General features: G+C 73.2%; 19 protein-coding genes and 1 pseudogene. 6 read left to right on the plus strand and 14 right to left on the minus strand.

What is annotated here, in order from left to right; all coding sequences use genetic code 11:
- The 3 genes from AB0G74_RS08835 to AB0G74_RS08845 form a co-directional block, all read right to left on the minus strand.
- A partial coding sequence (locus AB0G74_RS08835) for an N-acetylmuramoyl-L-alanine amidase (RefSeq protein WP_361142156.1) occupies window positions 1-1,211 on the minus strand: 1,211 nt, incomplete at its 3' end.
- Between the two features lie 61 nt (window positions 1,212-1,272).
- Window positions 1,273-3,171 carry a PhoX family phosphatase gene (locus AB0G74_RS08840; RefSeq protein ID WP_361142158.1) on the minus strand — a complete coding sequence of 633 codons (1,899 nt, stop codon included), beginning with the start codon at window positions 3,169-3,171 and terminating at the stop codon, window positions 1,273-1,275.
- A gap of 381 nt (window positions 3,172-3,552) precedes the next feature.
- The gene (locus AB0G74_RS08845) at window positions 3,553-4,656 is read right to left on the minus strand and encodes a DUF2690 domain-containing protein (RefSeq protein WP_361142159.1); all 1,104 of its coding nucleotides are present in this window, start codon (window positions 4,654-4,656) and stop codon (window positions 3,553-3,555) included.
- Window positions 4,657-4,832: 176 nt separating this feature from the next.
- Here AB0G74_RS08845 and AB0G74_RS08850 point away from each other — a divergent pair, with 176 nt between their 5' ends.
- The gene (locus AB0G74_RS08850) at window positions 4,833-5,324 is read left to right on the plus strand and encodes an RDD family protein (RefSeq protein WP_361142161.1); all 492 of its coding nucleotides are present in this window, start codon (window positions 4,833-4,835) and stop codon (window positions 5,322-5,324) included.
- 80 nt (window positions 5,325-5,404) lie between these two features.
- On the opposite strand, the gene AB0G74_RS08855 is transcribed toward AB0G74_RS08850, so the two are convergent.
- Window positions 5,405-5,839, minus strand: a complete 435-nt coding sequence (locus tag AB0G74_RS08855; RefSeq protein WP_361142164.1) for a hypothetical protein — start codon at window positions 5,837-5,839, stop codon at window positions 5,405-5,407.
- Window positions 5,840-5,973: 134 nt separating this feature from the next.
- Window positions 5,974-6,792, minus strand: a complete 819-nt coding sequence (locus tag AB0G74_RS08860; RefSeq protein ID WP_361142167.1) for a hypothetical protein — start codon at window positions 6,790-6,792, stop codon at window positions 5,974-5,976.
- 431 nt (window positions 6,793-7,223) lie between these two features.
- Here AB0G74_RS08860 and AB0G74_RS08865 point away from each other — a divergent pair, with 431 nt between their 5' ends.
- Window positions 7,224-8,429 (plus strand): hypothetical protein, encoded by a 1,206-nt coding sequence (locus AB0G74_RS08865; RefSeq protein ID WP_361142170.1) that lies wholly within the window; start codon window positions 7,224-7,226, stop codon window positions 8,427-8,429.
- 108 nt (window positions 8,430-8,537) lie between these two features.
- On the opposite strand, the gene AB0G74_RS08870 is transcribed toward AB0G74_RS08865, so the two are convergent.
- Window positions 8,538-9,632: an endonuclease/exonuclease/phosphatase family protein gene (locus AB0G74_RS08870; protein ID WP_361142172.1), complete on the minus strand. Its 1,095-nt coding sequence runs from the start codon at window positions 9,630-9,632 to the stop codon at window positions 8,538-8,540.
- A 275-nt stretch (window positions 9,633-9,907) separates the two neighbouring features.
- Here AB0G74_RS08870 and AB0G74_RS08875 point away from each other — a divergent pair, with 275 nt between their 5' ends.
- Window positions 9,908-11,836 (plus strand): serine/threonine-protein kinase, encoded by a 1,929-nt coding sequence (locus AB0G74_RS08875; protein ID WP_361142175.1) that lies wholly within the window; start codon window positions 9,908-9,910, stop codon window positions 11,834-11,836.
- A 286-nt stretch (window positions 11,837-12,122) separates the two neighbouring features.
- Complete coding sequence (locus tag AB0G74_RS08880) at window positions 12,123-12,569, plus strand: SRPBCC family protein (RefSeq protein ID WP_361142178.1); 447 nt, start codon at window positions 12,123-12,125, stop codon at window positions 12,567-12,569.
- A 201-nt stretch (window positions 12,570-12,770) separates the two neighbouring features.
- Here the strand turns inward: AB0G74_RS08880 and AB0G74_RS08885 are convergent, their stop codons facing one another.
- From AB0G74_RS08885 to AB0G74_RS08920, 8 genes and pseudogenes are all read right to left on the minus strand, one after another.
- Entirely contained in the window at window positions 12,771-13,043 is a 273-nt protein-coding gene (locus AB0G74_RS08885; protein WP_361142181.1) for a Trm112 family protein, read from the minus strand.
- Entirely contained in the window at window positions 13,030-13,983 is a 954-nt protein-coding gene (locus AB0G74_RS08890; protein WP_361142183.1) for a hypothetical protein, read from the minus strand. The genes AB0G74_RS08885 and AB0G74_RS08890 overlap by 14 nt, the downstream gene beginning before the upstream one ends.
- Window positions 13,984-14,766 carry a class I SAM-dependent methyltransferase gene (locus tag AB0G74_RS08895; RefSeq protein WP_361142186.1) on the minus strand — a complete coding sequence of 261 codons (783 nt, stop codon included), beginning with the start codon at window positions 14,764-14,766 and terminating at the stop codon, window positions 13,984-13,986.
- Window positions 14,763-16,139, minus strand: a complete 1,377-nt coding sequence (locus tag AB0G74_RS08900; protein ID WP_361142189.1) for a condensation protein — start codon at window positions 16,137-16,139, stop codon at window positions 14,763-14,765. Before AB0G74_RS08900 ends, AB0G74_RS08895 begins: the two co-directional genes overlap by 4 nt.
- Window positions 16,136-20,506 carry an alpha-(1->3)-arabinofuranosyltransferase family protein gene (locus tag AB0G74_RS08905; RefSeq protein ID WP_361142290.1) on the minus strand — a complete coding sequence of 1,457 codons (4,371 nt, stop codon included), beginning with the start codon at window positions 20,504-20,506 and terminating at the stop codon, window positions 16,136-16,138. The genes AB0G74_RS08900 and AB0G74_RS08905 overlap by 4 nt, the downstream gene beginning before the upstream one ends.
- Window positions 20,503-21,306, minus strand: coding sequence for a class I SAM-dependent methyltransferase (locus AB0G74_RS08910; protein ID WP_361142191.1), 804 nt, complete (start codon window positions 21,304-21,306; stop codon window positions 20,503-20,505). Before AB0G74_RS08910 ends, AB0G74_RS08905 begins: the two co-directional genes overlap by 4 nt.
- A gap of 315 nt (window positions 21,307-21,621) precedes the next feature.
- A pseudogene (locus tag AB0G74_RS08915) lies at window positions 21,622-22,758 on the minus strand (glycosyltransferase family 4 protein); the annotation flags it as partial.
- 505 nt (window positions 22,759-23,263) lie between these two features.
- Window positions 23,264-24,253 carry a DUF3068 domain-containing protein gene (locus AB0G74_RS08920; protein WP_361142194.1) on the minus strand — a complete coding sequence of 330 codons (990 nt, stop codon included), beginning with the start codon at window positions 24,251-24,253 and terminating at the stop codon, window positions 23,264-23,266.
- Between the two features lie 330 nt (window positions 24,254-24,583).
- On the opposite strand from AB0G74_RS08920, the gene AB0G74_RS08925 reads away from it, so the two are divergent.
- Window positions 24,584-24,736, plus strand: coding sequence for a hypothetical protein (locus AB0G74_RS08925; protein WP_361142197.1), 153 nt, complete (start codon window positions 24,584-24,586; stop codon window positions 24,734-24,736).
- Between the two features lie 71 nt (window positions 24,737-24,807).
- Window positions 24,808-26,049, plus strand: a complete 1,242-nt coding sequence (locus AB0G74_RS08930) for a helix-turn-helix domain-containing protein (RefSeq protein WP_361142199.1) — start codon at window positions 24,808-24,810, stop codon at window positions 26,047-26,049.
- Window positions 26,050-26,134: the final 85 nt, after the last annotated feature.

Genomic DNA, 26,134 nt, shown 5'->3' on the forward strand with positions numbered 1-26,134 from the left:
TTGGGTCCCCAGGTGCCGTCGACGGTGAGGGCGGGGGTGTATCCGAGGCCGTTGACGGCTTGTTGCTGTGCGGTGATCGGGCGTACCGAGGTCATCCCGCCGCCGCCGCCCGTACCGCCGCCGGAGCCGCCGATCGATCCCGTGCCCCCGCGCACCGGAAGGGTCGTCGCGGTCATCCCGCCCTGGACCCAGGCCCGCAGCCCCGCCCCGGGGCACTGGGTCGACTGCCCGGAAAGCCCGCCGTGCCAGGTCCGGTCCAGGGTCCGGCCGGCCCCCACGTTGGCCGCCTCGTACAGCGCGCGGATCGCGGAGAGCGCCCGCGGGGTGGCGTCGCCGTCCTCCCCGATGAAGCAGACCCCGATGTGCGTGTTGTTGTGACCGGTGGCGTGCGCGCCGACGACGTCCCAGCCACGACCCTCGAAGATCCGGCCGTCCCGGTCCACCAGGAAGTTGTATCCGATGTCCGACCAGCCACGGGAGTCCATGTGGTAGTTCTGGATCTGCCGTACGGTCTGGGTGGCAGCGCCCGCCGAGTAGTGGACGGTGAAACCCGTCCGGGAGGACAGGGGAACCCGTGTCACCTCCTTGGGCGGACGGGCACCCCACTGGGCACGGGTGTAGGCGAAGAGCGGCTGGCTCGGCTTCGGCGGCGGCGGGGTCTCCTCGGGCGTACCGGTCTGGTGGAAGTCGCCGCGCTGCACATACGGGTAGAGCTTCCCGGGGCACTCGGTACTGGTGAAGTCCATATGCCCCTTGATCGTGGGGCCGCCGTCGAAGCGGGCCAGGAGCCAGGCGATCAGCTCCCGGATCGCGGTCACCATCTCGGCGTGGACCGTGTCGTCCAGCCCGATCATTCCGCAGATGGCGAAGTTGTTCTGGTTGGCGCCCGGCGTCGTACTGTTGGCCGCGGACCGCAGGGTGGGTCCGCGGCCCTCGAAGACGACTCCGTGGTTGCAGACCAGGTAGTTGTAGGAGATGTCGTCGTACACCTCCTTGTCGTGTCGCGGCAGGGGCCACGGGGGCGCTTCGGCCATCTGCTGCCGCTGGATGTCGCGGACATGGCCGTAGCAGTCGTCGTGACGGCTCTGGAGCTTCAGTCCCTTTCCGAGGTGGTGAATGGCGAATCCCCCGAGCCAGGGGGTGAAGGAACGTGTCTCGGGCGTCTTGCGCGGGACGGCGTGCCACTCTTCGCGTGTGACGATCTGGACCATGGGCGGTGTTCTCCGTGGGAAGGTCTGCCGGGGATGCCTGGGCGGGAGGGATCGGGCGGGCTCAGCCGCCGATCACGCCTCCGTCGTCGCGACGCACCGCGATCGTGGCCGATCGCGGTCGGCCGTCGGGCCGGTGGTCGGGCCAGCCGCTGACGACTTGCGGGTCGGCCGGCGTGGGAGCGCCCCAGGCCGCCGTGGCGGAGCCCGGGTGCTGGATGTTGACGAACAGGGTGCGCCCGTCAGGGGTGCCGCTCACCCCGGTCACCTCCGCGCCGCGCGGCGCGGTCAGGAACCGCCGGATCGCCCCGGTCGCCGGATCGGCGGCCAGCAGGGCGTTGTTGCCGAGGTTCTCGTGCCCGCGTTCCGCCAGGTGCTGGGAGTGCGGCGAGACGCCGGTACTGATCCAGAGCAGTCCGGCCGGGTCGAGATAGAGGCCCTTGGGCGAGCCGAAGGCGTTGGACCGGTCCAGCCGTACCGACGGGTCGTGCGCGGGATCGCCGCCGAGGACGAAGACGTCCCACCGCAGCCCGGTCCCGCCGTCCGGGTCGTCCCGCATACGGATGACGTGCCCGTACGGATTGGCGTCCCGGGAACCGGCGTCGCCGCCGAAGCCACCGGCGCTGTTCGCCAGCGCGGCGAACACCTCACCGGTGCGCGGGTCGACGACCATCTGCTGCGGCCGGTCCATCCGGGTCGCCCCGAGGGCGTCCGCCGCCTCCCGGGCCCGCAGCACGACATCGGCCTGGTCGGCCCAGCCGTGCGCCGCGGTGAGCGTGGCACGGCCGTGGACCAGCGGCAGCCAGCGACCGGTGCCGTCCTCGTCGAACCGGGCCACCTGGAGCACCCCGTGGTCGAGCGGACTGCGGCCCCCGGCCCGCTCCCGCCGCCAGGGCCGGTCGCCGACGAAGCGGTAGAGATAGCCGCCGTCCTGGTCGTCCCCGCTGTGTACGGTGACCCGTCCGTCCCGGGTCTCGCCGACCGCGGCGGCGGAGTGGCTGAACCGCCCCAGCGCGGTCCGCTTGACCGGCGTGGACCCGTTCAGCGCGAGGGGGTCGACCTCCATGATCCAGCCGAAGCGGTGCGGCTCGCCGGGCGAGCGGGCCAGATCGAACCGGGGGTCGGCCCGGTGCCAGCCGTGACCGTGGTCGAGTGCGCCGAGACCGTACCGGCGCTGTGCGGCGGTGGGCCGCCAACGCGGATCGTCGGTGCCGAACCAGCCGCCGGTGTTCTCCTCGCAGACCAGGTGGGTCCCCCACGGCGTCGCACCGTGACCGGTGTCGCCCAGCGTGCCGACGGGCTCCGCCGCGCTCTCCAGCGCCGGATGCCCGGTGGCGAGGGGGCCGCTGAAGACCACGGGGGTGGTTCCGGTGAGCCGCGCGTTGCGGGACGAGGCGACCGGACGCCAGGACCCGTCGCGGCCCCGGCGGACCTCGATCGCGGTGATGCCCTGGGCCGCGAGCCCCTTGGCGACCCGCGCGGCGGTGACCGCCCGGCCGCCCCCGGGCTCCCGGGGGTGGAGCAGGACGGGGTCCACCGACTCGTGGTGGATCACGAGCATGCCGTGCCGGTCCCCGCCCCCGGGCAGTGGCAGGTAGCGCAGTCCGCTGTGGTGGGACCCGATCTGCCGCGCCTGGTCGGCGGCCGAACCGCCGCCGTCCGGCCGCCACCTCGGACCGTCGGGGAGCAGCGGCGCTCCCCAGGGGGCGAGTACCTCGGCGCGGTGACCGGCCGGTACGACGATCCGGTCCGCGGCGCCGACGGGTACGGGCCGGAACGAGCCCCGGAGCCGATGCCCGGCGGGCCGCGCGAGCGCCGCCGCGCCCGGGACGAGTGCGAGGTGTGCCGCGGCGATCGTCGCGCCGAGCACGACGTTCCGGCGGCTCGTGCGTGCCGTCAGCACTTCGCGGAAGTCCCGGCCGCCGTTCCGGGGCGGGGTCGTGGGTGGCAGGGCGTCGTCCACCGTGCAGCTCCTTGTCACTGGGGTCTCTCGCGCGGCGGTCACGTCGCCGGGGCGCGGCGGCCATGGTTCCGGCGCACCGGCCGCGGGCGATCACCGTGGAGGGTTCCGCGGGATCCGATCTCCCTCGAACCTAGGGGAAACCGCAGCTCACAGCGGTCATAAAGCGTCCCAGGGACGTCCCGTGACGGCCCGTGGGCACGGTGGGACACCGGTGCCCCGGAGGGTGGGACAGTTCCGGAGCGGACGGGGGCCAGGAGCCGACGGCCGTACGGACGCGGGCTCCGGGACCGGCCACTGCGCGGCCCGGGGCTCCGTACCGTGGCCGCCGCGCCTGGTCGTCCGGTTTGGCCGTCGGGTCCCCGGTCGGCACGCGGCCACGCCTCACGGCAGGACGGGCGCCGCCCGATCCGGCCCCCGCGTGGCCTCCGCCCCGCTCCCCGTTCCGCCGCTCCCGGTCGCGGGCGCGGTTCCGGCGCCCGGACCGCCCCGCTGCCTTTCCTCGGTGCTGCCGGTTCCGGTCGCCGTCACGGTCTTCGTCTCGGCGCACGCCATCTCCCGCTGCCGGGGGATGGCCCCGCAGACCGTCATCGTGGCGAGCGGCGCCTCGGGGGAGACGGCGAGCATCCGGGTGTAGGTGTCGTTCTCGAACCGGATCGTCGCGTCCAGCTCCTCGCCCCGGGCGTCTTTGATGATCACGCGGTCGCCGACCGTGCCGCCCTCGATCCGCCCCCAGACGGACTGGCAGGCGGCGCTGTAGCGGAGTTGGATGTGCATCCCCCGCAGCCAGGTGGCCTGGGTGGTGGTCGCGTCCCACTGGCAGTCCTTCGCCTGGGGGTCGTGACGCAGACACGTGTCGGATCTGCACCCGATCCGGATGACCTTCTCCTTGAGCTCCATACGCGGTGAGCCGCTCGCCGCGGAGTCCCGGCCGCCGGGGGTGTCGGAGAGCGTGCTCCCCCGCATCGTGTTGGAGACGAGCAGCGCGGTGGTGACCGAACCCAGGATCGTGCCGAGCGCGACATAGCCGACCACGGTGAGCCGCCGCCGCCACGCGGGCGGGATCGAGGGGAAGCGTGCCCGGCCCGGTTCGGCCTCGGTGGGTCCTCCGGCAGCGGCAGCGGCGGCGGGTGCCGGACCGGGCCCGGGTGCCCCTGCCGTATCGGAGGCGGCCGTATCGGAGGCGGCCGTACCAAGGGAGTGCGCGTCGGACGGGGCGTCACCGGCGGGGGCGTCGGTCGCCCGCTTCAGCAGGGCGAGCAGCGGCTCCGGGTCGTCGCCCGTGACGGCGGCGAGCTGTTCGACGGCCACTCGGGTCGGCAACTGCTTCCCGTTGAGGAAGCGTTCCCACGACGACCGGCTGTAGTGCGTACGGTGGGCGAGCCGCCCGAAGCTGAGCTGAGCCGTCTCCCTGATCCGCCGCATCTCGCGAAGCAGCTGATCGCGCGCCGCCTCCGCCTGGGCGTGCCTGTCCCGCTGATCGGTCATTCGAGTGAATCCCCCCGTGGTTCCCGCGCCACGGCCCGTCTCCTACCGGGGCCGTGGCGGAAACCAGATTAATGCGGTGGCGGGAACCGGATCGCCGCGAGGGGACCGCGTACGCGGACCCACGGCTGCCGTACGGGTCCACCGGCCGTTCCGGCCATCGGCCGTTCCGGTCCTGAATGGTCGGCCGAGGCGCCTGGGAGGTCATCACCTCACGGGGGCAGCCGCTCGACGCGGGCGGGCGGGTGTGGGACGACCTCTGGGGCTCCGCCGTGCGCGCCGTCCGGCAGGCTTTCGCCGCGTTGGTCCTCATCACCTTCGCCTACCACTTCACGGCGCTCGTATCGACCAACCGTACGGTGGGCAAGCTGCTGTTCGGGCTGCGCGTCTCCCATGCCGGTCGGCGCCGGCTGGGTCCGCGGCGGGCCGCGATCCGGGCCCTCGTCACCACGGTCGCCGATGTCGGCTGCTTCGCGGTGGCCTGTATCGCGCTGATCGGCGGGTCCTACGCGATCGCGGTGTTGTGCTGGGTCGTCGCGGTGGCGGTCTTCTGGACCAACGGCGTCCCCGCCCTCGTGGGCCGCGGGCGCTCCCTCGCCGACCGCCTGGCGGGCACCACCGTCGGCAACATGGAACTCCCCCGGCGCGATTGCCGTGCGACCGTGCGCTAGGTGACCGATACGCGATGGGGCGACGGCCCCGAGTCCCGTCGGAGGTCGTCAAGAGCCACGAGGCCGAGGCGGGCCCGTGCTCAGGGTTGTCGCGGTGCGGGTCCGAGGACCAGTTTCGTCCAGTGCCAGCAGGAGAGGGCGACCGAGGCCGTCAGCCACACCACGCCCAACCACGGGTACGCCAAGGCCCCGGCGCAGTCGTCGGTGTCGACTCCGGCCGCGCGGCACCGGCGTGGGGTTCCGATCGCCGTTTGGACGGGCCAGGCCAGGAGTATCGCGGCGACCAGACCGCCCACCGCGCCGAAACTGCCCGCGGCCGAGCCGCGGTCCCACCATTGGTCCGGGGCGTGCGGTGCCGGGCGGTAGAAGGCGGCGATCTGGAGGGCGAGCGCCGTTCCCAGGGCGAAGCTCAGCCAGTCGTAGCGGCCCTCGCCCATCGACAGGCTGATCACCGCGGCGAGAGCGGCCGACCACAGTGCCGCCTGGTCGACGGCTCCCGTGTTCGGTCGAGTCACCCGGCCCTCCCCGTGCCCTGTCGGCCTGCCCGGCAAGGCTAGGGACCGGGAGCGGGCGGATCACCGGAAAGGCCGGGGAGTACGCCCGTTCGGGGTACGCCCCGGGGTTCACGGCCGAGGCGGGCCCGGTGTCCTCAGGTGATCGCCACGATCGCCGAGAACGCCTGTCCCTCGCCGAACTGCCAACCGGCGATCGTCTCGTGGCCGCGCCGGCCGGTCATCCAGCGGAGGCCGGCGGGGCATTCCCGGGGGCCGAGGTAGTAGCCGCCTTCCGAGCGGGCCGAATGCGCGGAGAGGCAGAGCATCCGAAGGTGGTCGCGGAGCCGGGGGTCCGGGATCCGGCGCAGTCTCTCCTCCCACTCCGGGGCCACCTCGATCTCGTCGGCGTCCCGGAGGAACGGGGTGAGGTCCCCGGGGTCGCCCATGGTCCAGGTGGCGGCACGCATCGCGTCGAACAGCGTGCCGTCGGTGGCGATCCGTACCACCGGTCCCATGCCGGTCAGCTCCTCGGCGTCGACCTCGGCCAGGTCTTCGCCGTGGGCGGCCAGCGCACGGGCGAAGTCCGCTCCGGACACCTCCCGTTCCGGTCCGTCCGCTGTGGCCGAGGCCGCCGCCGGTGCCGTACCGAGCGCATCGCCGAGTGGCCCGTCGGCGTCGAAGGCGCTCTCCTCGAGGTGCCAGATCGACCGGCCGAGATCGAGAGACCAGGTGGTCCATCCGAACGGGGCGTCGCCGTCGTCGTAGCGGTCGCCGTCGACCGGTTCGCCGCGTGCGACGGCGCTCAGGTCCACCTCGCCGCCGATGAACTCCTCGGCTATCTCGGACGACCTCATCTCGTCCCAGTGGTACAGCACGTACTCGGCTTCCGCGGGGAACTCGTCGAGCGGCTTGCCCAGGAGCACCTCGAAGGCGTCGGCCAGTTCACGTCTCCAGGTCTCGGGGACGAAGGTCACAGGCGCTCCTTGTGCGACAAGGCCCGCCGGTCCGTCCGGCAGGCCGAGGGGCACCAGTATCAGGGGCCCGGGCCGGGAGCCGGGGCGAGTGGCCGGAAGGTGTCGTCGTGCCGCTGCCGCGTACCGATGGGCCAGGGTATGCGTCCGGCGTCGGTCGCGATCTGGTCGTGGGCGCGGAAGGGCTGCTGGGGCACGGTCGCCGGGGGCGAGTCCGGCCCCGGCGAAGGGCGGGCGCGGCGGGCAGGCGGAGAGCGGAGTGAAGTGAACGGGTGTACGAATCCGGCCGTTCTGTAGATCGAGCTGTCAACGGGCCTCCGGGGGCGGAAACTTGAGCGGCCGCGCGGGATCCCTGCTGGCCTGGAACAGACGAAATGCCCATGCACTCGTACGCCCCTGTCGATCGAAGAGATCAGGAGTCTCCGATGGCCCGCTTGCGTGCTTCCCGATCCGCGACCCTAGCCGCAGCGTCGGCGACCGCCCTGCTCCTGCTGGGTTCGGCGCCCGTCGCGGTGGCCGAATCGGCGGAGCGGCCGCCGACCTCGCGACTGCTTCCGCTGCCGCAGGGAGGGCTCCACAGCTTCGTCAAGGGGCTGAACCGAAGCGGCACCATCGTCGGCGAGTACTACGTGGCGGGTTCCGACGGGCCGCTCGGGATCCGGTGGAACGCCGACCGCCCCGGCTACACCCCGCTGGCACCCCTGGCCGGTGAGAAGTTCAGCACTGCGACGGCTGTCAGCGACCGCGGCTGGGCGGCCGGGGTGTCGTACAACACCCGGCCCGGCGCCAACCCGGTGCGCTGGACGCCGGGTGCCACCCCGACCCGGCTGGCGCTGCCGGACGGGGCGGTCGGCGGCAACGCGGCGGCCGTCAACAACTCGGGGGTCGTGGTCGGCGACGCGGCCGGGGCGGACAACCGCAGCCATCCGCTGCGCTGGCGGTCCGACGGCGGCAGAACCGACCTGCCGGTGCTGCCCGGCGACGACAGCGGTACGGCCGTTTCGGTCAACAACGCGGGTACGGCGGTCGGATGGACCGAGAAGCGCGAAGGCGCCGGCGGCCCGGCGCACCCCGTGCGCTGGAACGCGGCGGGCGCCGTCAGCCCGCTCCCGCTTCCGGCCGGGTTCGACGGGGCCCGGACGAATCGGATCACCGAGAACGGATGGATCTTCGGGCACGGGCGGCTCGCCGGGAGCACGGCGTACGACCGGGTCCTGGTGTGGGCGGCCGACGGTACCGTGCGCGACGCCGGTCGCGGGCGCGGCTACGGCGTCAACCGCGCGGGCACCGCCGTGGGCGCTTCGTTGGACGACAACCCGTACGGCGACACGGCCCGCTGGAACGCGGACGGCACCCGTACGGTGCTCGACAATCCGGCGGAGGCGGCCGGGGAGGTACTGGGGATCAACAACCGGGGGACGGCCGTCGGGTACGCGTGGCCGCCCGCCGGTAACCCCGCACTGGACACGGCGCTGCTGTGGAAGCCGGACGGTACGGTCGTCCAGCTGCCGCCGACGCCGCTCGGCCGGTACGGCGCGGCGTTCATGATCAATGACGCCGGGGTGGTCGCCGGATTCGCCGTCGGCACGGACGGCGCCGGTAACGCGACGACCTGGCGCGCGACCGTCTGGAAGCGCTGACACTCCCCGCACATCCCCGCACCTCCGCAAGGGCCCCGGCGCTTCGTCCGCGAAGCGCCGGGGTTCCCCGAGGACCGGCGGACCGCCCGGCCGGACCGAGCGGTCCGCTCAGCGCGTGGTCAGCCGGAAGGTGCTGAGGACGGCCTTGTGGTCGGTCGGCCAGGTCCAGGTGGGCTCCCAGAACCGGTCCCGGCCCGACTCCTCCACCCGCTCGTTGCGCACGATCGTGCGGGACGGGCCGACGATCACACTGTCGAGCAGCTTGATCCGCCGGTCCGGATGGTAGAAGACGAAGTCGATCCGGTCCCGCTCGTCGGCCTTCGGCGCCCAGGTGAGCTGACCGACATCGGCGCCCGGGTTGTCGCTCGGCCAGGTGAAGCCCGGCCTGCGGACGGGGTCCGGGTTGATCACGCGGTAGCTGTCGCGGAACCCGGCGTCCTCGATCGCCTTCGTGGTCGACCAGGTGACGACGGCGCCGTTGTGGTCGAACAGGTTCCTGGTCCGGTGGTTCCAGTCCCGGTGCGAGGGCTCGTTGAAGTCACCGGCCAGCAGCGTCAGCCGCCCCTTGGCCCGCTCCTTCGCCGCGTCCGCGAGGACCGTCCGGGTCACCTTCGTACGTCCCGAGGCCGCGTTGAGCCGCCCGATGAGATCGACATCGGTGATCGGGCCCGCCGGGATCTCGCCCCAGCCGTACTCGGAGGTCTCCAGGGGCGACGGGGTGCCGCCGCCGTAGCCGCGCGGCAGGTAGTTGACGTAATAGCGGTACTCCAGATGCCCGGAGTAGGCCGCGACCTCGGTGCCGTCGACCGAGACGACCGCCTTCGACCAGTACGGGAACGAGGCGTGCTCGACGATCGGATAGCGCGAGATCACCGCCGGGTCGACCGGGTTCCGGTTGTCGAAGTACGTCAGCCCCCGCTCGGCGAGATCGGCCAGGAGATGGGCGACCCGCTCGGGGTTCGACTCGCTGAGCATCACCACGTCCGGCTCGACGGCGGCGATGGTGTCGGCGATCCCCGCCCGGCCGCCCGGTACCCGGCTGCCGCCGAGCCAGATGTTGAACTGCATGACCGTGAGCCTCCGGTGCCGGGGCCCGCCGGGCTTCCGCCCGTCCCGAGGGGCGGCCTCGGCCGTGCCCGCGCCCAGCACTCCCGTTCCGACGGCCGCGCCGACCAGTCCGAGCAGTTCACGCCGCTCGACCATCATTGACCTCCAGTGATCGCCATGCATCCGTCGCCCGGTCACGAAACGACCAGGCCGGGACCGAGCCTCGGGGCCGCTCGTGTCCGAGGCGTGAACCGAGGCGCAACGTAAGATGTTGAATGGTCAATGGCCTTGGGGGCGGTGATCGCGGAGCCATCGGCGGGCGGCGCGCCGAACGGGCCGGGGGCGTCCTCACGAGCGGGCTTCCTCCTCTTTTACTGCGCCCTTCCGACCGAGCATTTACTGTTGCCTGGTTCGGGTCGCGAGGGGGGTACATGTCGGGGAGAGACAGGGCCGGTTCCGGTCGCCGCAATATGGTGATCGAGGGCCGCTACGAGCTGCTGGAGCCGGTCGGCAGCGGCGCCATGGGCGAGGTGTGGCGGGCCCACGACCGGCGGCTCAACCGGCCCGTCGCCGTCAAGGGGCTGCTCGACCGCAACGCTCTGACCGCTGACACCCAGGCCGCCGCGATGCGGCGGGCGCGCCGGGAGGCGGAGGCGATCGCCAGGATCGAGCACCCGAACGTGGTGACGGTCCACGACCAGGTCGAGACCGACGACCAGGTCTGGATCGTGATGAAGCTGCTCGACGCGCAGTCCCTCGCGGGTCTGCTGACGAACCAGAAGACGCTCTCCGTACCGAGAGCGGCGGAAATCGCCCGCCAGATCCTCCAGGGCCTGCGGGCGGTGCACGCGGCGTCGGTCGTCCACCGCGATGTGAAACCGGGCAATGTGCTGGTCCGGGACGACGGGCTGGTGATCCTGGTGGACTTCGGGATCGCGACGTTCGAAGGCGCCACCCCCCTGACCAGCTCCGGCAGCGTCATCGGTACGGCCCCGTACCTGGCGCCCGAACTCTTCGCCCCCGGCTCCCCGGGACCCACCCCCGCCTCCGACCTGTGGGCGCTCGGCGTCACGCTCTACGAGATGGTCGAGGGCCGCCGCCCCTTCCGCGGCCGGGAGGTCTGGGAGGTCCAGCAGCACATCCTGGCATCGCCCGTCCCGGCGATCCGGTTCGCACTTCCCCTCGCGCCGGTGATCCAGGGGCTGCTGCGCCTGGACCCCCGCGAACGCCTGGACGCCGCCACGGCCGAGTTCATGCTCGACGAGGTGCTGGACGACCCGCAGAGCCCGGAGCCGGACGGAGCCACGGCGCGCCAGCCGGTACCGGTACCGGCGCCCGAACCGGAACCGGAGTCGGTACGTCCCGATGGCGTCGCGCCGCCGGTACGCGACGAACTCGCGCCCGAGCCCCGGCGTCTCGCCTTCGGCAAGAGGGCGAAGGTGATCGTGGCGGCGACCCTGAGCGTGGTGCTGCTGGCCACCGTCGGCTGGCTGGTCGCGGACGCCACCGGCTCGGACGAGAAGGACAAGAAGAGCGGCGTCGCGGGCTCCGACAGCCGGGGCGACGGTGCCCAGGCGCCGCGGTGGAAGACGAAGAACCCCCGGCTGCGGATCGGTATCAAGGACGATCAGCCCGGCCTGAGCGAACGGGTGAAGGGCGAGAAGAACACCTTCGCGGGCTATGACGTCGACATGGCCTACAAGGTCGCCGCGGAGCTGGGATACACGGACCGGAAAGACGTCGAGCTGGTCCCGGTCGATACCCAGAACCGGGACAGCGCGCTGAAGAAGAAGGCGGTCCATCTCGTCGTCGCCTCGTACACCATGCGGCAGGACGACGAGATCGACTTCGTCGGCCCCTACTACACGGCGGGCCGGTCGTTCCTGGTACGGATGAAGTCGAAACGGTATGTGATCAAGGACGCCAGCGATCTGATCCGCCAGCGGGTGGAGGTCTGTACCGCCCGCAAATCGACGTACTGGGGGGATCTGCCGAAGCTCGGCTACACGATGATGCAGTCGCCTCCCGCGTCCTATCAGCGCTGTCTGGAACAGCTGCTGGACGACAAGTCGTCGGTCTACGCGATCGCCTCGGACGATGTGATCCTCGCGGGCTACGTCGAGAAGAACCCGGGCAAGGTGCGAAAGCTGCCCAATATCGACGGGGTCGAGAAGTACGGCGTGGCGATGCTCTCCGGGCAGTCGGATCTGAAGAAGGAGGTCTGCTCGGCGGTGCGGAACATCCTGGCGGACGGGGAGGGCTGGGAGGACATGTACCGGGACAACCTGGACCCTCTGATCGGCCCCGCCGATCGGCCGGGCCGTCCCGACCTGGACCCGAAGTCCTGCACGGGGCCCTGAGAGTCCCGTACGGACCCGGTGCCCCGGCCGACCCGTGCCGGAGCACGCCGGGCGGCGGGCACCCGTGCGGGCGCGGGACCGGTGCCGAGGCCATCGCCGCTGACGGGGCGGCCGATGACAGTCCGTCGGGCGGTCACGGCCCTCCACGCCGACCTGTCGAGCCGGTCCGGGCCGGCGGCTCGTCTTGCCGAAACCGCAAGAACCCGTGCCGGTGCGGCGGCTATCCGGGGAAGCTGAGCGCCGAGCCCCGTACCGTCCCCTCTCACCCGCACAGGAGTCAGCCGTCATGCCTGCCTACGACATCACCGTGACCACCGGCGCAGCCCCGGAAGAGGTATGGAAGCTGCTGGTCGACGGCGCGAGCTGGCCGCTGTGGTCCAAGGTGGACAGCCTGGACACCCGGCGGTCGACCGGCCTCGACCCGGACGGCGACGACGGTATCGGTGCCGTCCGAGCGTTCCGTACCGGCCGGACGGTCACCGGCGAGCGGCTGACCGAGAAGGTCGAACCGCGCCTCCTGGCCTATGAGAGCGTGTTCAATCCGTCGATACGCGACCTCCGGGCCCGTATCGAACTGACCCCGGCCCCCGGAGGCGGCACGGTCATCCGCTGGTCCGGCGCCTACGAGACGGGACCGCTGCTGCGCTGGATCATGCCGCGCTACATCCGGGGGTTCATGCGGGGCATGGCGGAGGGCCTGGCCCGCTACGCCGAGGGGAACCAGCCCCGCTGACCTCCGCCGACGGCCCGCACAAAAGCCCCGGCCCGCATATCGCCCTGCTGGAGACCGATGTCTTCCCCGGTCCGCCGCCCGCCGTGCCCGGAGTACGGCCGACCGGTCCGCCCGCCGTCGGCTTGGTCGAGACCACCGGCAGCCATGAGCCGCGGGGACCGCGGACCACGGGCCCGGCGGTCGAGCGTCCCCCGGGGCGTCCTACGGCCGTCGCGTCCCGGGTTCCGCCGCAGGCCCGGGGTCGGCGCCGTCCCACCCGGTCAGGGCGGCGTGTGTCTCCTCCGAGACGGGCTCCCCGGAGACCGGGCGCAGTCGCGGAACGCCGTCCACGATCGGATAGAGCCGCCGCAGCCGGGGGTTGTACAGGGCGCCACCGGCCGGTACGGCAGCGGAGGCGGCGGGTGTCACGAGCCGTAGCGGGCCCTTGTCCAGCGGGCAGACGAGGACGGCCAGCAGCGGGTCATCGGGGGTCATGGGCGGTCAGCTCCTCGGCGGGGTGCTTCGGGTGCGGGGCTTCGGGTCGGTCGGGGGGCGGTGGGTCGTGTTTCGGCATCGCGAGGAGTACCGCGACGGCCAGCAGCGCCCCGGCGACCCGGAGCGCCAGCCGGAGCGGATCGGCGGGCAGCGCCTCACCGAACGCGAACGTACCCAGCACGGCCGTGAACACGCTCGCCACCGTCGTACTCACCGGGACGATCAGGGACACCCGGCAGCGCTGCAGGGCCGCCTGCGACATCACCAGACCGAACGCGCCCGTGAACAGCAGGAGATAGGGGTACGGGGAGCCCAGTACGGCGAGCAGCGCGCCGCCGGGGTCGGCGAGCAGCCCGGCGGACCGGTCCGACACCCCCTTGATCGCCAGCCCGCTCACCCCGTACAGCAGCCCCAGGGCGACCCCGTACTCGACCCCCGTCGTCGGCTTCCGGTGCCGTTTCGCGGCCCGGCGCTCGGCGACCGCGTAGAGCCATGTCCCGGCCGCCAGTGACGGGACGCAGACCAGCAGGATCAGCCGCGCCGGAGCGCCCGTGCCGACGGTGTCGGTGGTCCGGGACAGGGAGAGGACCACCATCACCAGGGCGGCCAGGATCGCCCCGGTGGCGTACCGCTCCCGGCCCGGGATCCGCTCGCCCAGCAGCCGGGCCGACAGCAGCAGGAGCAGGACGAGGCCGGAGACGAAGATGCCCTGCGCGGCGGCGATCGGCAGGGTGCGGTAGACGATCAGCTGCGCCCCGAACCCGGCGGCCAGCGCCAGGGCGCCACCGGTCCACAGCGGGCTGCCGGCGACCAGTCGCAGCAGCCGGGCGGGCCGCCGGACGGAGACCGCGGGCAACCGGCCGAGCGCCCGTTTCTGCAGGACGAATCCGGTGCTGTAGAGCAGGTTCGCCAGGAGTGCGGCGGCGACCCCCCACCACACCTATGTCCTCCGTGCGTGCAGCAGCAGGATCGAGGAGAGCGAGGGGGCCGCGCACGCCAGCCGGTCCAGGGGGCGCAGGGGGCGGGGCACGCCGTGGAAGGGGGCGCCCGCGACCCGGACCACCTCGAATCCGGACGCGGCCACGAACTCCCGGAGCGCGCGGGCGGTGTAGAGCCGCAGATGGCCGACGACCTCACGGCCGGGGCGGCCGTGGATGCCGCGCAGGCTGACCTCGGAGAAGACCGGCTGCACACCGGCGAGCAACAGGGCCCGGTTGTACCAGGCGGCCAGATTGGGGGTGGACAGCATCAGATGGCCGCCGGGGCGCAGAACCCGCCGGAGTTCGTCCAGGGCGCTGTCCGGGTCGACCAGATGCTCGATCACCTCACTGAACAGCACGGCGTCGGCCACGCCCGACCGGAACGGCAGCCGCCCCGCTTCGAGTTCGCCGCGCACCACATGGGTGAGCCGGGTCCGGGCCCGGCGCAGGGCGTCCTGCGACCAGTCGACGCCGATCACCCGGTGGCCGGTGAGCAGCGGGGCCGCGGTGGCCGCCGCCGTACCGTCGCCGCAGCCGACGTCGAGGACGACGGCGGGCCGCCCGCCCGCCGGGCCGAGCGCGGCGGCGAGCATCCGGGCCTGCCGCAGACTGCGGGCGTCCCCGGACGCGACGGGGACGGCGGGGTTCTCGTAGAACTCCCGCAGTCCCGGCGCGGTTCCGGCGGGTCGGGTGTCCGTCCCGGTGGCTTCCCGGCCCGTCCCGGGCCGTGCCGTCGTCGTCATCGCGAACCCCCCTCGGTCGCCCCGCCGTCGTCGGCCGGGGCGCGTTCCGTCGCGGCCAGATACCGCTCGAACAGTGCCAGCAGTTCCGTACCGTCCCGCTCCGAGAGCAGCGCGCGCGACCAGCGGATCGCCAGATGCAGCCGTCCGGCGGTGGACGCCGCCGTCACACTGAGGCCCCGGGGCAGCCGGGCGGGGGCCGAGAACCAGACGGCGTCGGCCCGGCCCGCGTCGCCGAAGTCGAGGGTGTACGGAGTACGTCCCAGATTGCTGAGCAGGGCCGTCGACGTCCACGGCGCCGCGGCCCGCCGTACGCCGCGGGTCACGGCGGCCCGCCACGCCACCGGCAGCACCGGGGCCGTCAACAGGGCTACCCCGTAACCGAGTTGCGGTCCGGTGGTGGCTTTGAGGGCGCGGGTACGGTCCCCGGTGCGGCGCAGCAGCTCGCCGACGGCGTCCGCGTCCCCTTCGGCGGCGGCCCGCTCACCGGCCGCCAGTTCCGCCGGGGTGAAGGGCACCTCCACCAGCCGGGTGCCGTTCCCGATGGGCATATCGGCTCCGCGCGGCCGGTCGTCCACCGGCATGGTGATCCGCGTCGGGCGCGGCGGTGCGCCCCGCCCCTGGTTCCAGTGCGCGATGGTCAAGGCGGTGGCGACCAGCAGCTGGTCGTTCACGGTGTACGCGGCCCCGGGCGGGCGGCGCGGTACGGCCAGGTCGGCCACGAGGAGGGCGTCGCCGGGCCGGCCGGACGGGGTGCCGCGGGCCACCCGCGCGGGCGGCACCCAGGGGGACGGTCTCGGGGCTGCCCCGCCCCGGGGGACCGGGGCGGGGCGGACGGGGGGCGCGGCCGGGGCGTCGGCCCGGCCGCCGTACAACTCGGCGGCCGTCGCCAGGACCCGCAGGCCCGCGGGCGCGTCGAGGGCCGTGTGGTTGACCGTGGCGAACAGGGCCGTACCGCCGGGCCGTCCGGGGTCGGCGACCAGCTCCACCCGGATCGGCGGGGCCGCCGACAGCGGCGGGGCCGAGGCCAGACACCGCTCCCTGGCCCGCTCCAGCGCCTCCGGCTCCGGCGCCGGAACGGTCACCAGGGCGACATCCGGGTCCGGCGCCGGGGCGAGCTGCCAGAAGTAGCGGCGCCGGTACCACGGGCCCGGCGCCTGGCGTATCAGGGCGCGCGGGTGGCGGTGGAGCGCTTCGGTGAGCGCCTGCCGGAGCCGGTCCGGATCGGGCCGCCCGGGGAGCCGGATCTCGATATGGATCGACTCCGGCTCCTCCGCCCGGAAGCAGTGCCGCGCCAGCTCGTCCACGACCGGGAACGGCACCAGGGGGTGCCGCCCGGCGTGGGCGGTGCGCGCGGGTCCGGCGAGTGAGGTCACCGGACGCCGCTTCCGGGGGCGCCGGGGTCGTACGGCCGGGTCGCGCCCGGGTCCGTACCGCTCGGAGGAGCCCCGGGAGGGGGTACGTCCGGGTATCCGGCCGCCTCCCGGGTGGCCCCGGGCGCCGCCGCCGTACCCCTGCCCTTTCCGAGGCGGAAGCGGGATACCGGACCGGAGCCGGACCCGGGTTCGGCCGCGGGTTCCCGGCCGCCCCGGCCGGTCGCGCCGACGGTCACCAGGGCCGCGAAGAGCGCGATGAACGCCAGTACCTGGGCCGTGTGCCCGAACGCGCCCGTGCCGGCGGCCAGCGGCTCACCCGCCCCGGTGGCGGCCACGACGCCCGCCCCGGCCATCGCGGTGAACGCGATCGGCACCAGCAGGGTGTGCCGCCACAGGGCGATCAGGGCGAGTACCGGGACCAGCAGCGCCAGCCAGCCCGCGACCACCACGGCCACCAGCGTCAGCGCCACCAGCCCGAGGACCGTACCGGGGCCGTGCTCGGTGTGGACCGCGTGGTCGGGGTGATCGGGGTTCTCCTCGCGCCTGCGGTACAGGACCAGGCCGATCAGAGCGAGCAGGGCCACACCGCCGGCGATCAGCCCGGCCTCGTACACCTGGTCCGGCTCGTACGTCAGCTCGATCGTGCCGCCCTCGCCCGCCGGGATCTCGAAGCCCTGCTGCCAGCCGTCGAGCCGGAGCGGCTTCAGCTCCTTGCCCTTGAGGGTGGCCTTCCAGCCGTCGTTGAAGTTCTCGTACGTCGTCAGATACGAGACGTCGCCCTGGCCGACCGACACCTCCCGGCGGTCGCTCAGCCAGTCCCCGACGCTGACGGCCCGGCCCACGCCCGGCGCGGCCGGGGTGCCGCGGGTGAGGGTGACATCGGTGATCGCGAGCGGACCCGCGTCCCCCGCCTCGACCTTGTGCTGTCCGGCGGCGAGTTCGAGCGCCGGGCGCTCGGCGCCGTCCCGGCAGAGCGTCACCTCGATCGGGCGCCGCTGCCGCAGATCCCCGACGGTGCCCTTCGCGCTGGTCGGGTGCAGGGTCTCGTCGACCAGCAGGGCCGGCCCCTGGCCGCACGCCAGGCTGAACGGCTCATCGGCGTCGGGCTGCGCGGTCCGGTACTGCGACAGCGCCGGTACATGCAGCTCGGAGAGGCCCACGGGGAGCTGGAGATCGGCACCGGCGACCGGGTTGTGCAGGGTCACCGGAGCGGTCTTGGTGATGGTGATGTCCAGCCGGTTGGTCTTGATCGGGGTGAAGCGGGCCCAGCCGTTGTCGTCCACATTCGCGATCGCCGCCCCGTCGGGCGAACTGATCTCGATCTTCGTGGGACGGGCCGAGAGCCCGCCCGCGGCGGCCAGGACCAGCGAGCCCACGTCCTGCTTCGGGCCGGTCCACTGGAGCCGGATCACCGGCTTGCTCCCGGCGATCCACGCGGTCGACAGATCGCCGTCGGTCAGGTTCCGCGGTGACAGACCGGTACCGAGGCGGGCCGTCGAGTCGGCGGTGGCCGTGATCCGTCCCGGCTGTCCGGGCTCGGGCGGCGCCACCTGGTACAGCAGCTTGTCCAGGGCGTCACCGGGTACCGGAACCGCCTTGGCCTTCACCTCGTACGCTCCGGCGGTACCGGTGGTGAAGGAGCGGTGCAGCCCCGGCTCCGTACCGGCCGGGGAGAGCCCGCCCGGGTCGGACGGCCGGTGCAGGGAGACCAGTTCGCTCGCCGCGTCCGAGCCGACGCCGTCGGTCGGCAGCCGCAGCATCCGGGTCACGGTGACATCGGGTACGGCGATCTCGGCGAACCCGGCCCCGGCCAGGCCCGGCCGCCCGGACTCCACGGCCAGGACGGTGATCTTGAGCCAGCCGGTCTCACCGGCGGGCGCCTCGATCGTCTGGGGCTTGCCGTTGGTCGCCAGCGGGCTGATCCTGCTGCCCTGCTGGGTCTCCACCTTCACCCGGGTCGCGGCGGACCGCACCCCGTCCTGGGGGAGCGGGGTCACGTCCAGCGTCGACGGCAGGGTCTTCTTCCCGTCGAACGCGATCCGCAGCCACTGGCCCTTCGAACTGCCGGAAACACCCGTGGCCCACGCCGTGTCCGGGTTCCCGTCGAAGGCGTTCACCGGGTCGTACTGCGGCAGATGGAAGAGCCAGTTGCCGCTGGACGACGCCGTCACCGCGCGGGCCCCGCGCAGTTCGGCGACCGTCTGCCGGTCCGCGCCCTTCACCGGCAGGATCTGCCGGGGCTCGGCCCCGGGGTCCTGCATGCTGCCGGAGTGGTTCCGCTCGTCCTCGGTGTACGTGTACGAGGTATTGGCGTTCACCAGCCCGAACCGAGTGTCGGCGCGGCGCAGTCCGTCACCGGTCACCTGGAGCGCGGGCCGGTCGACACCGGGATGCCGGTCGCCGGTCAGTACGGTCGGCCGGCCGCGCAGCGACGGATCGGCCGAGAGCGGCAGCAGCGACTCCGGCCCGCCGGACACCACGGCCGTATCGGCGGCCGGGTAGATCCCGGCCCGGTCCGGCCGGCCGGAGCCTTCGGCGGGCGCGTAGATCTCGACCGCCCGCTGGCGCGGATAGAGCCCCTCGACCTGGAGCGGGGTGTCGTCCGCGATCCGGCCGCCGGTCATCACCGGGCCGAGTCCGGTGACCCGCTCGTAGCCGGACTGCTCCAGCGCCCGCTTCACGGTCGGGGTGGGCACATAGCCGATCTGGTCCGGGTCGAGGTCGTTGCGGACCACCACGTAGTGCAGTCCCGCCCGGCTCAGGTAGTCCCGCAGGCCGGGGATCTCGGCGCCGGTGAGCAGCGCCTGCTCCACGGCGTCCATCGCCCGCCGGTTGCCGGGCGTACCGAACGGCACGTAGTCGCGCTGCGCCCACGGCGATTTCGCGAGTACGTCGAGGGGCTGGTCGATGGGGGAGCCCCAGGTGTAGACGCCGTGCGCGGTCGCCGGGACCACCAGGGCCCGGGTGTCCGGGGAGTTCTTCTTCAGCCAGTCGGCCGTCGCCTCCCAGTACGTCGGCAGCTTTTGGAACGAACCCGGCTGCAGTACGGCCCCGGTGACATACGGCAGGGCGAGCCCGGGGAGCACCAGCACGGCCGCGATCAGCGGCGCGTACCGCCGCCCCCACCGCACCCCGTGGCCCGGCCGCGGTCCGCGCACCCGCTTCGCGACGGCCGTCAGATGGACCAGCCCCAGCACCAGGGCGAGCGCCAGACCGGGCTGGAACTTGTAGATGTTCCGGAACGGCGCCAGCACCCCGTCCAGCAGATCCTGTACGGGCCCCGCGAACGGCCCGCCGGACTTCCCCGCGTATCCGGCGAGGGTGAGCAGGGCGACCGTCATGACGGTCAGCACCAGCCAGCGGCGCTCCGGCAGATCCCGCCGGGCCAGCCCGGCGAGGCCCAGCGCGGCGGCCAGCGCCGAGCAGAGCACGACCGGCACCGAAGCCGCGACGCTCCATCCTGCGGGCAGCCACGCCTCGCCGAAGTGCAGATACGCCACCCAGTTGCCCGCGCCGCGCAGGGTCTCGGTGGCCGCCATGGTGTCCGTGGTGACCTGTGACGTCTCGATGTACGGCAGGAAGTTCTCCCCGTACGTCCCGAGGAGCAGCAGCGGGATCACCCACCACAGGGTCGCCAGCAGCACCCCCGGCACCCACCACGCCAGCAGCCTCAGCTTCCGGGGGCTGTTGGGGCGGGAGAGCAGATAGAGGCCGACGGGGAGCAGCGACGCCAGGGTCGACGCCGCGTTCACCCCGCCCATGAACGGGATCAGTACGGCGGAGCGCAGCGCCGCGACCCGGGCGGAGTACCGGTCGTCGGTGAGCGGCAGCAGCACCCACGGCAGCAGCGCGCCGGGCAGCGCGGCGGCCGACGTGGAGCCGACGACGATGGTGAACGTCGGCCAGAGCGCGTACACCGCGGCACCGAGTAGCCGGGTCGAACGGCTGCCGACACCCAGGCGTTCGGCCAGCCGCAGCGCGCCCCAGAAGGCGGTGGCCACCACCAGCGACAGCCACAGCCGCTCCGCCAGCCACACCGGCAACTGCGCCAGATCGGCGAGGCCGTAGTAGGGGAGCATCGGGAACGCGTAGCCGATGTACTGGTCGGTGAGTCCGCCGAAGCCGCCGCGGTCGTGCCACAACTGTCCGAGATCGGCCATGAACCCCCAAGGATCGGTGGCGACACCGAGCTTGGTCTCGAACGTCATCCGTCCCGGCGACACCGCCAGGAAGAGCACGAACACCACGGCCCAGAAACCCAGCAGCCACCGCCGCGACCGGGGCCCGTCGGGAGGGTCCTGGGTCGCACCGGTGGTCCGGACGGTTGCCGGAGGGGGAGCCTGGGCCGCTGGGGCCGTACTGGTCATGGGCACCGCCGAAGAATGAGGAGGAGATTCCAGGTAGCGAACTCACGCAGGCCGGGCACCCGGGTCACCGCCCCGGCCAGGAACGGCCAGTAGCGGGACCGGGCCGAGACCACCGTGACGTCGGTCCTGGCCCGTACCTGGCGCAAGGTGGGACCGATGTGCACGGCGAAGAGGTTCTCGCCGAGGGTGTGCTTGGCGCGACGGCCGGTACGCCGCTCGTAGCGGGCGCGGGCCCTCGCGGCGCCCAGATAGTGCCAGGGCGCCCACTCATGGCCGCCCCAGGGGGAGAGCCAGTTGGTGAAGGAGAGATAGATCAGCCCGCCGGGGCGGGTGACGCGGACCATCTCACTGATGAAGGTCTGCGGATCGTCCACGTGCTCCAGGACGTTGGAGGAGACGCAGACATCGGCCGAACCGTCCGCGAGCGGCAGCAGATAGCCGTCCGCGACGACCGCGCCCTCGGGCGGCGCGGGACCCAGCTCGCGCGGGTCGGGCTCGAAGAGGAGACCGTACGCGCCCCGGCGGCGGACCTCCTCGGTGAGATGGCCGCCCCCGCCGCCGATGTCGACGACGGTCCGGCCGCCGACCGGACCGTCGTACGCCTCGATCTGGTCGACGGTGTCCCGGGCCAGCAGGGTGTAGCACGCCCTCGGGTCCTCCTGCTCCCGCATGAAGGCCCGGAACAGGGCCCACGAGCGGCGGAAGGAGGGGTCCCTGAGCGTCGTGCGGCGATCAGTCCGCCGCGCGGGCCCGGGGACGGCGCCCGCGACGGAGCGGACGGATGGAGCGGGGGTCGGCATCGGTACTCACTTCCGCCGGGAGGGCGTCGGGGCGGGCTGGACGGTCCGGGCGGGCTGGGCGCCTCGGGCGGTCGGGGTGGATCGGGCGGCACTGGCGGTACGGGCGGTCCGGGCGGGATACGCGGACTCCTGGGTTCCGGTCCGCCGGGCTCCGGGCCGGGGCACGCCGGACGGTTCGGAACCGAGGGACCGGCCGGGCAGGCCGGGCGGTCCTCCGCCGGGGCTCCGCTCCTGATCGGAGCCGTGGCCCCGGCCGTGACCGGGTCCTTCGGCCGGTCCGCCGGTCCGGTCGCGGCCCGTGTCGCGGTGCCGGGCGACGGCCTCCGCGGCGACGGCGCGGAACGCCCGTACCGTATTGGTCCAGGTGTATCCGGCCGCCAGCTCCCGGGCCGCCCGCCCCATCGCCGCCCGGCGTTCCCGGTCGAGCGCCAGGGAGCTCCAGGCGGCGGCGAACGAACTCTCGCCCCGGGCCAGGACGCCGCTCACCCCGTCGTCGACCGAGTCCCGCAGCCCCGGCACGTCGAAGCCGACCGTCGGCGTCGAACGGATCGCGGCCTCGGTGACCACCAGACCCCAGCCCTCCACGGCCGACGGATGCAGCAGCAGCCAGGCGGAACAGAGCAGCCGGTGCTTCTCCGCCTCCGTCACATGCCCCGCGAACTCCACACCGGGGCCCGCGAGGCGCTCCAGCCGCTCCCGCTCCGGACCGTCGCCGACGATGACGAGCCGGCCGCCGGTCACCGGCCGCACCCGCTCCCACAGCCGGAGCAGCAGATCGATCCGCTTGTACTCCACCAGCCGCCCCAGCGCCACGAACAGCGGCTCGGGCGAGCGCGGATGCGAAGGCCCCGGCTCCTCGACCCCGTTGTGCACCAGACGGATCCGGTCCTGGTCGACGCCGATGGCGCGCAGCGCGCCCGCCGTGGAGGGGGAGACCGCGACCATCAGATTCCGCCGCTGCGCCTCCCCGAGGGCCCAGTACTCCAGCCGCCGTCCGAGCCGGCCCGCCGGGGCGAGGACCCGGCCGCCGAAACGCATCTCCCACAGTTCGGTATGGACATGATTGACCAGGCAGAGCGTCGGGCCGCGATGCCACAGAGGCGCCAGGTACGGCATGCCGTTGCAGACCTCGACCAGCAGATCGCACGGGCCGACCTGTCGCTCCAGGGTTCTGCGGGCCCGCAGGAAATGACCGAGGTCGCCGCCCGCCGACACCACGCGGTAGTCGCGGTCGGCGGCCGGACCACCGCAGACGAGGGTGACCTGATGGCCCAGCCGCTGAAGGCCGCCGGCCAGCCGGTCGACCAGGATCTCGGAACCTCCGGCGGCGGAGTTGCCGAGGTCGCGGCGGGAGAGGAAGACGATGCGGCGCGGCTCGCCGGGCCGCGCCGCGGAGGGCTGAGCGGGCCGGGAACCGGCCGTGCGCAGCGAAGCGGGCACGTGCTGGGGCATGGGTGCTCCGATGCGTCTCGGGGTGCGGGACCGTACGGCGGTCGCGGTGCTGGACCGCCTCCGGCACGGAAGGAGCGGACGGTGCGGGATCGTCGGGACGTCGGGACGTCGGGATGGGAAACGGGAACGGGTTACGGGGGACGGGGGTGAGTGAAGGGCGAGCGGGGAGGTACGAGGCGGAACGGGACGATCCTGTGCCGGGACGTCGTACGGCGTCGCGGCGATACGGGCCCGCGGTGGTACGGGCTTTCGTTGGTACGGGGTCGGGACGGGCGGGCCCGGTCCGGAGCCGCGTCGGGGAGCGACGGATTGTCGCGCGCGGTCCGGTCCCGGTGCCGTCCCGGTCCCGGTGAGCCGGCCCCGGAGGGTGCCGGGGCCGCTCGGATGTGACGGGGTACCGCACGGATGGTGTTCGGGTGGGTGGGAGGGACAGTTTTCGCCCACCAGTTCATTGCGGCTACTCACCGGGATGACAAATTGCCCAACTGTTACCGGGCGTATCTCATCACCGGGTTGAGGATTCCGGCGCCGGGGCCGGAACGGGGGACGCCACGAGGCTCCCGGGGCGACCCCGGGCCACCAGAACCATGCCTGCCACGGCCAGCAGCAGGCCCAGACCGCCCGCCCCGGCGGGCGCCGTCACCCCCACCAGCCGCAGCTTGCGGTTGTCCTTCTTCGCGATGTCGACCTGCGTCTTCTGCGTCTCCTCGGTGAACGCGATGCGGTCGCTCCGCAGCAGCACCACTTCGCCCTCGCCGGAGGTCGCGCCGGGCGCCCGCAGGGTCTTGCGCGGACCGATCGCCGCGAACAGGATCCGCCCGGTCTTCCGGTCCACGACCAGCTCGATGCCCGTGTTGGCGTACCACTCCTCGGCGAGCACCTGGCCGCTCCCGCCCACCAGTACCCCCGGCACCTGCCGCGTCCCGGTCTTCACCGGGTCGACCGTGCCCGTGAACCGGTAGCCCTCATACCCCTGGACCTTCTTGGTGCCCCGGAACTCCAGCGGCACGGTGGCCCCCAGCGTGCTGTCCCACCAGCGGTAGGAGCGCTTCTCCACATTGAACGGGAACTTCAGATACGCCTCGCCCTCGAAACGGGGCGTCTCCCCGCAGCAGTGCACGGGGGCGTTGGTCTTCCGGTCGGTCACCCAGCGTTCCACCGTCCACTGGAAGGCGTCGGTGGGATCGGACGCGGGCAGCGAGCCCGGGGTGTCGACACTGGTCGACACGTCCCAGACGGCCCGGCCGCTCTTCTCGCTGTCGGCCACGTCGCCGCGGACCTTACGGGTGATGGTGAGCTTTGTCTCATCGACGGTCTTGACCTTCTTGGCATCGAAATAGCTGCCCTGACCTGTGAAGACCGTGGTCGCGTCGGTATCGGTCGGGGTGCGCTGGGCGCGCGGCTCGACATACCAGGCGAGCATCGCGGCCAGCACCAGCAAGAAGGTTCCTATGCCCAGCAGAACGAGCGAGAGGGGTGAGGTGGTACGGCGCATCCGGGCACTCCAGAAGGGGTTCGAGGCGGCTCGACACGGTGTCGGGAAATCGCGGTCACAAGGTGACGGAACGTATGCGCGCGGGTGAGAAACGCAGCCGCGGTACGGGGCGGGAACCGTAGGCGCACCCTTGACGAGGTGTCAATGCATTGTTGAAACTGACTCCCGTCGGTCGGGGCCGACGCGCGCCGCCATCCGGACAGCCGGATCGGGAACGGGATGGGAACCCGTGACCCCTCGCGATACGGGAAACCCGACGGCACTGGCGCGGATCACGCGGATGATCCAGGGTGGGGACGACCTTTCGACCGGAAAGGCTGGATCCCCAGCATGTCCAGACTGCTCGCCGCCGCACTCACCGTCGTGGCCGCCGCCGCCCTCGCCGTAGGCGCCGCCTTCGGTGTCGTGGCCCTCCTCGGCGCCACCCCGGACCAGCCCAACACGCCCCTCGTGACCTACGAGACGCCTGCCGGGGAGCGCTGACCGAAATGCCCGCACCACCCCCGGGATCCCCGGGCGCCGGCCCGGCCCACGCCGGCCCCGAGGACCGGACCGTGCCCCCGGCCGGGGCCCGTTCCGCCTGGCACGACGTACCGCGGAGCCAGGTCCGCCGGTTCGCGGCGCTCGCCATGGCCGAGGCGCCCGCCCTGGCCGAGGAGATCCTGGCGGAGATCCGCCGCGAGTATCCGCACGTCCCGGTCATCCTCGACGACTCCGGGGAACCCAAGTCCCTCATCGGCATCCGGCGCGCCATCGAGGTCTTCGTCCTCCATGTGGAGACGGGCGAGGACCGGCCCCGCGTCCACCCCGAGGTCTTCCAGGACTTCGGCCGGGGCGAGGGCATCGGCGGCCGCAGCCTCGACTCCCTCCAGGCCATCTACCGGCTCGGCGTCCGGCTCACCTGGCGGCGCCTCGCCGAGATCGGCCAGCGCGTCGACATCCCCCCACCGGCCATGTACGAACTGGTCGACGCGGGCTACGAATACCTCGACGGCCTGGTCGACCAGTCGGTACGCGGCTATGCCGAGGCCGCCGCCCGGCAGGCCGGGGAACGCCTCCGGCTCCAGCGCGAGCTGATGGAACTCCTCCTCGCCGAACACCGCACCCGACCCGCCGCGGGCCCGCACGAGATCGCTGCCGCCCTCGCCGAACGCGCCGCCCGGATCGGCTGGCCCCTGCCCGCCAAGGTCGCCGCCGGGGTACTGCTGCGCCCCGCCCGCCAGGCCGTCGCCCCCGCCGTCGGCGAGGGCGTCCTGCTCGACATGGAGGCCGAGCGCCCCCGGGTGGTCGTCCCCGATCTGGACGCGGCCGGACGGCCCGAACTGCTGCGGCGCGCCATGACCGGCTGGTCCGGCGCCATCGGACCGCCGGTCCCGCTGGTCGACGCCGCCAAGTCGCTGCGCTGGGCCGAGGCCGCCGTACGCCTGATGGAACGCGGACTGCTCCCGGCGGGAGAAGTGCTGCACTGCACCGAACACACCGAGGCCCTGGTACTCCTCCAGCCCGAGGAACTGATCGACGACCTGGCGCGCCGCGCCCTCGCACCGCTCGCCCACTGCGCGCGCACCCATGCCCGCCGCCTCGCCGAGACCCTGCTCGCCTGGCTGGAGACCCGCGGCGGCGCCCCCGAGGTCGCCGCCCGCCTCGGCGTCCACCCCCAGACCGTCCGCTACCGGCTCCGCCAGATCCGGGAGCTGTGGGGCGACGAGATCGACGACCCGGACCGCCGCTTCGAACTCGAACTGGTCCTCCGCGCCCAGCGGCTCCGCGGCGACCTGGGCCGGTTCACCCCCTGAGCCCCCTGACCCCCTGAGTCCGCCGAGCCCGGAGCCGGCCCGGGAACGGACGGCGGCGGTGACGATACGACTCCGGAACCGGCGG

The organism is Streptomyces sp. NPDC020875 (assembly GCF_040641415.1).
Taxonomy (GTDB): domain Bacteria; phylum Actinomycetota; class Actinomycetes; order Streptomycetales; family Streptomycetaceae; genus Streptomyces.

What these genes read in the sequence shown, in the direction of transcription:
- AB0G74_RS08845 (WP_361142159.1), bottom strand. Translation starts at nt 4,656, where the DNA reads ATGACCGATCAGCGGGACAGGCACGCCCAGGCGGAGGCGGCGCGCGAT.
- AB0G74_RS08850 (WP_361142161.1), top strand. Translation starts at nt 4,833, where the DNA reads ATGGTCGGCCGAGGCGCCTGGGAGGTCATCACCTCACGGGGGCAGCCG.
- AB0G74_RS08870 (WP_361142172.1), bottom strand. Translation starts at nt 9,632, where the DNA reads ATGGTCGAGCGGCGTGAACTGCTCGGACTGGTCGGCGCGGCCGTCGGA.
- AB0G74_RS08875 (WP_361142175.1), top strand. Translation starts at nt 9,908, where the DNA reads ATGTCGGGGAGAGACAGGGCCGGTTCCGGTCGCCGCAATATGGTGATC.
- AB0G74_RS08880 (WP_361142178.1), top strand. Translation starts at nt 12,123, where the DNA reads ATGCCTGCCTACGACATCACCGTGACCACCGGCGCAGCCCCGGAAGAG.
- AB0G74_RS08885 (WP_361142181.1), bottom strand. Translation starts at nt 13,043, where the DNA reads ATGACCCCCGATGACCCGCTGCTGGCCGTCCTCGTCTGCCCGCTGGAC.
- AB0G74_RS08895 (WP_361142186.1), bottom strand. Translation starts at nt 14,766, where the DNA reads ATGACGACGACGGCACGGCCCGGGACGGGCCGGGAAGCCACCGGGACG.
- AB0G74_RS08905 (WP_361142290.1), bottom strand. Translation starts at nt 20,506, where the DNA reads ATGACCAGTACGGCCCCAGCGGCCCAGGCTCCCCCTCCGGCAACCGTC.
- AB0G74_RS08910 (WP_361142191.1), bottom strand. Translation starts at nt 21,306, where the DNA reads ATGCCGACCCCCGCTCCATCCGTCCGCTCCGTCGCGGGCGCCGTCCCC.
- AB0G74_RS08920 (WP_361142194.1), bottom strand. Translation starts at nt 24,253, where the DNA reads ATGCGCCGTACCACCTCACCCCTCTCGCTCGTTCTGCTGGGCATAGGA.
- AB0G74_RS08925 (WP_361142197.1), top strand. Translation starts at nt 24,584, where the DNA reads ATGTCCAGACTGCTCGCCGCCGCACTCACCGTCGTGGCCGCCGCCGCC.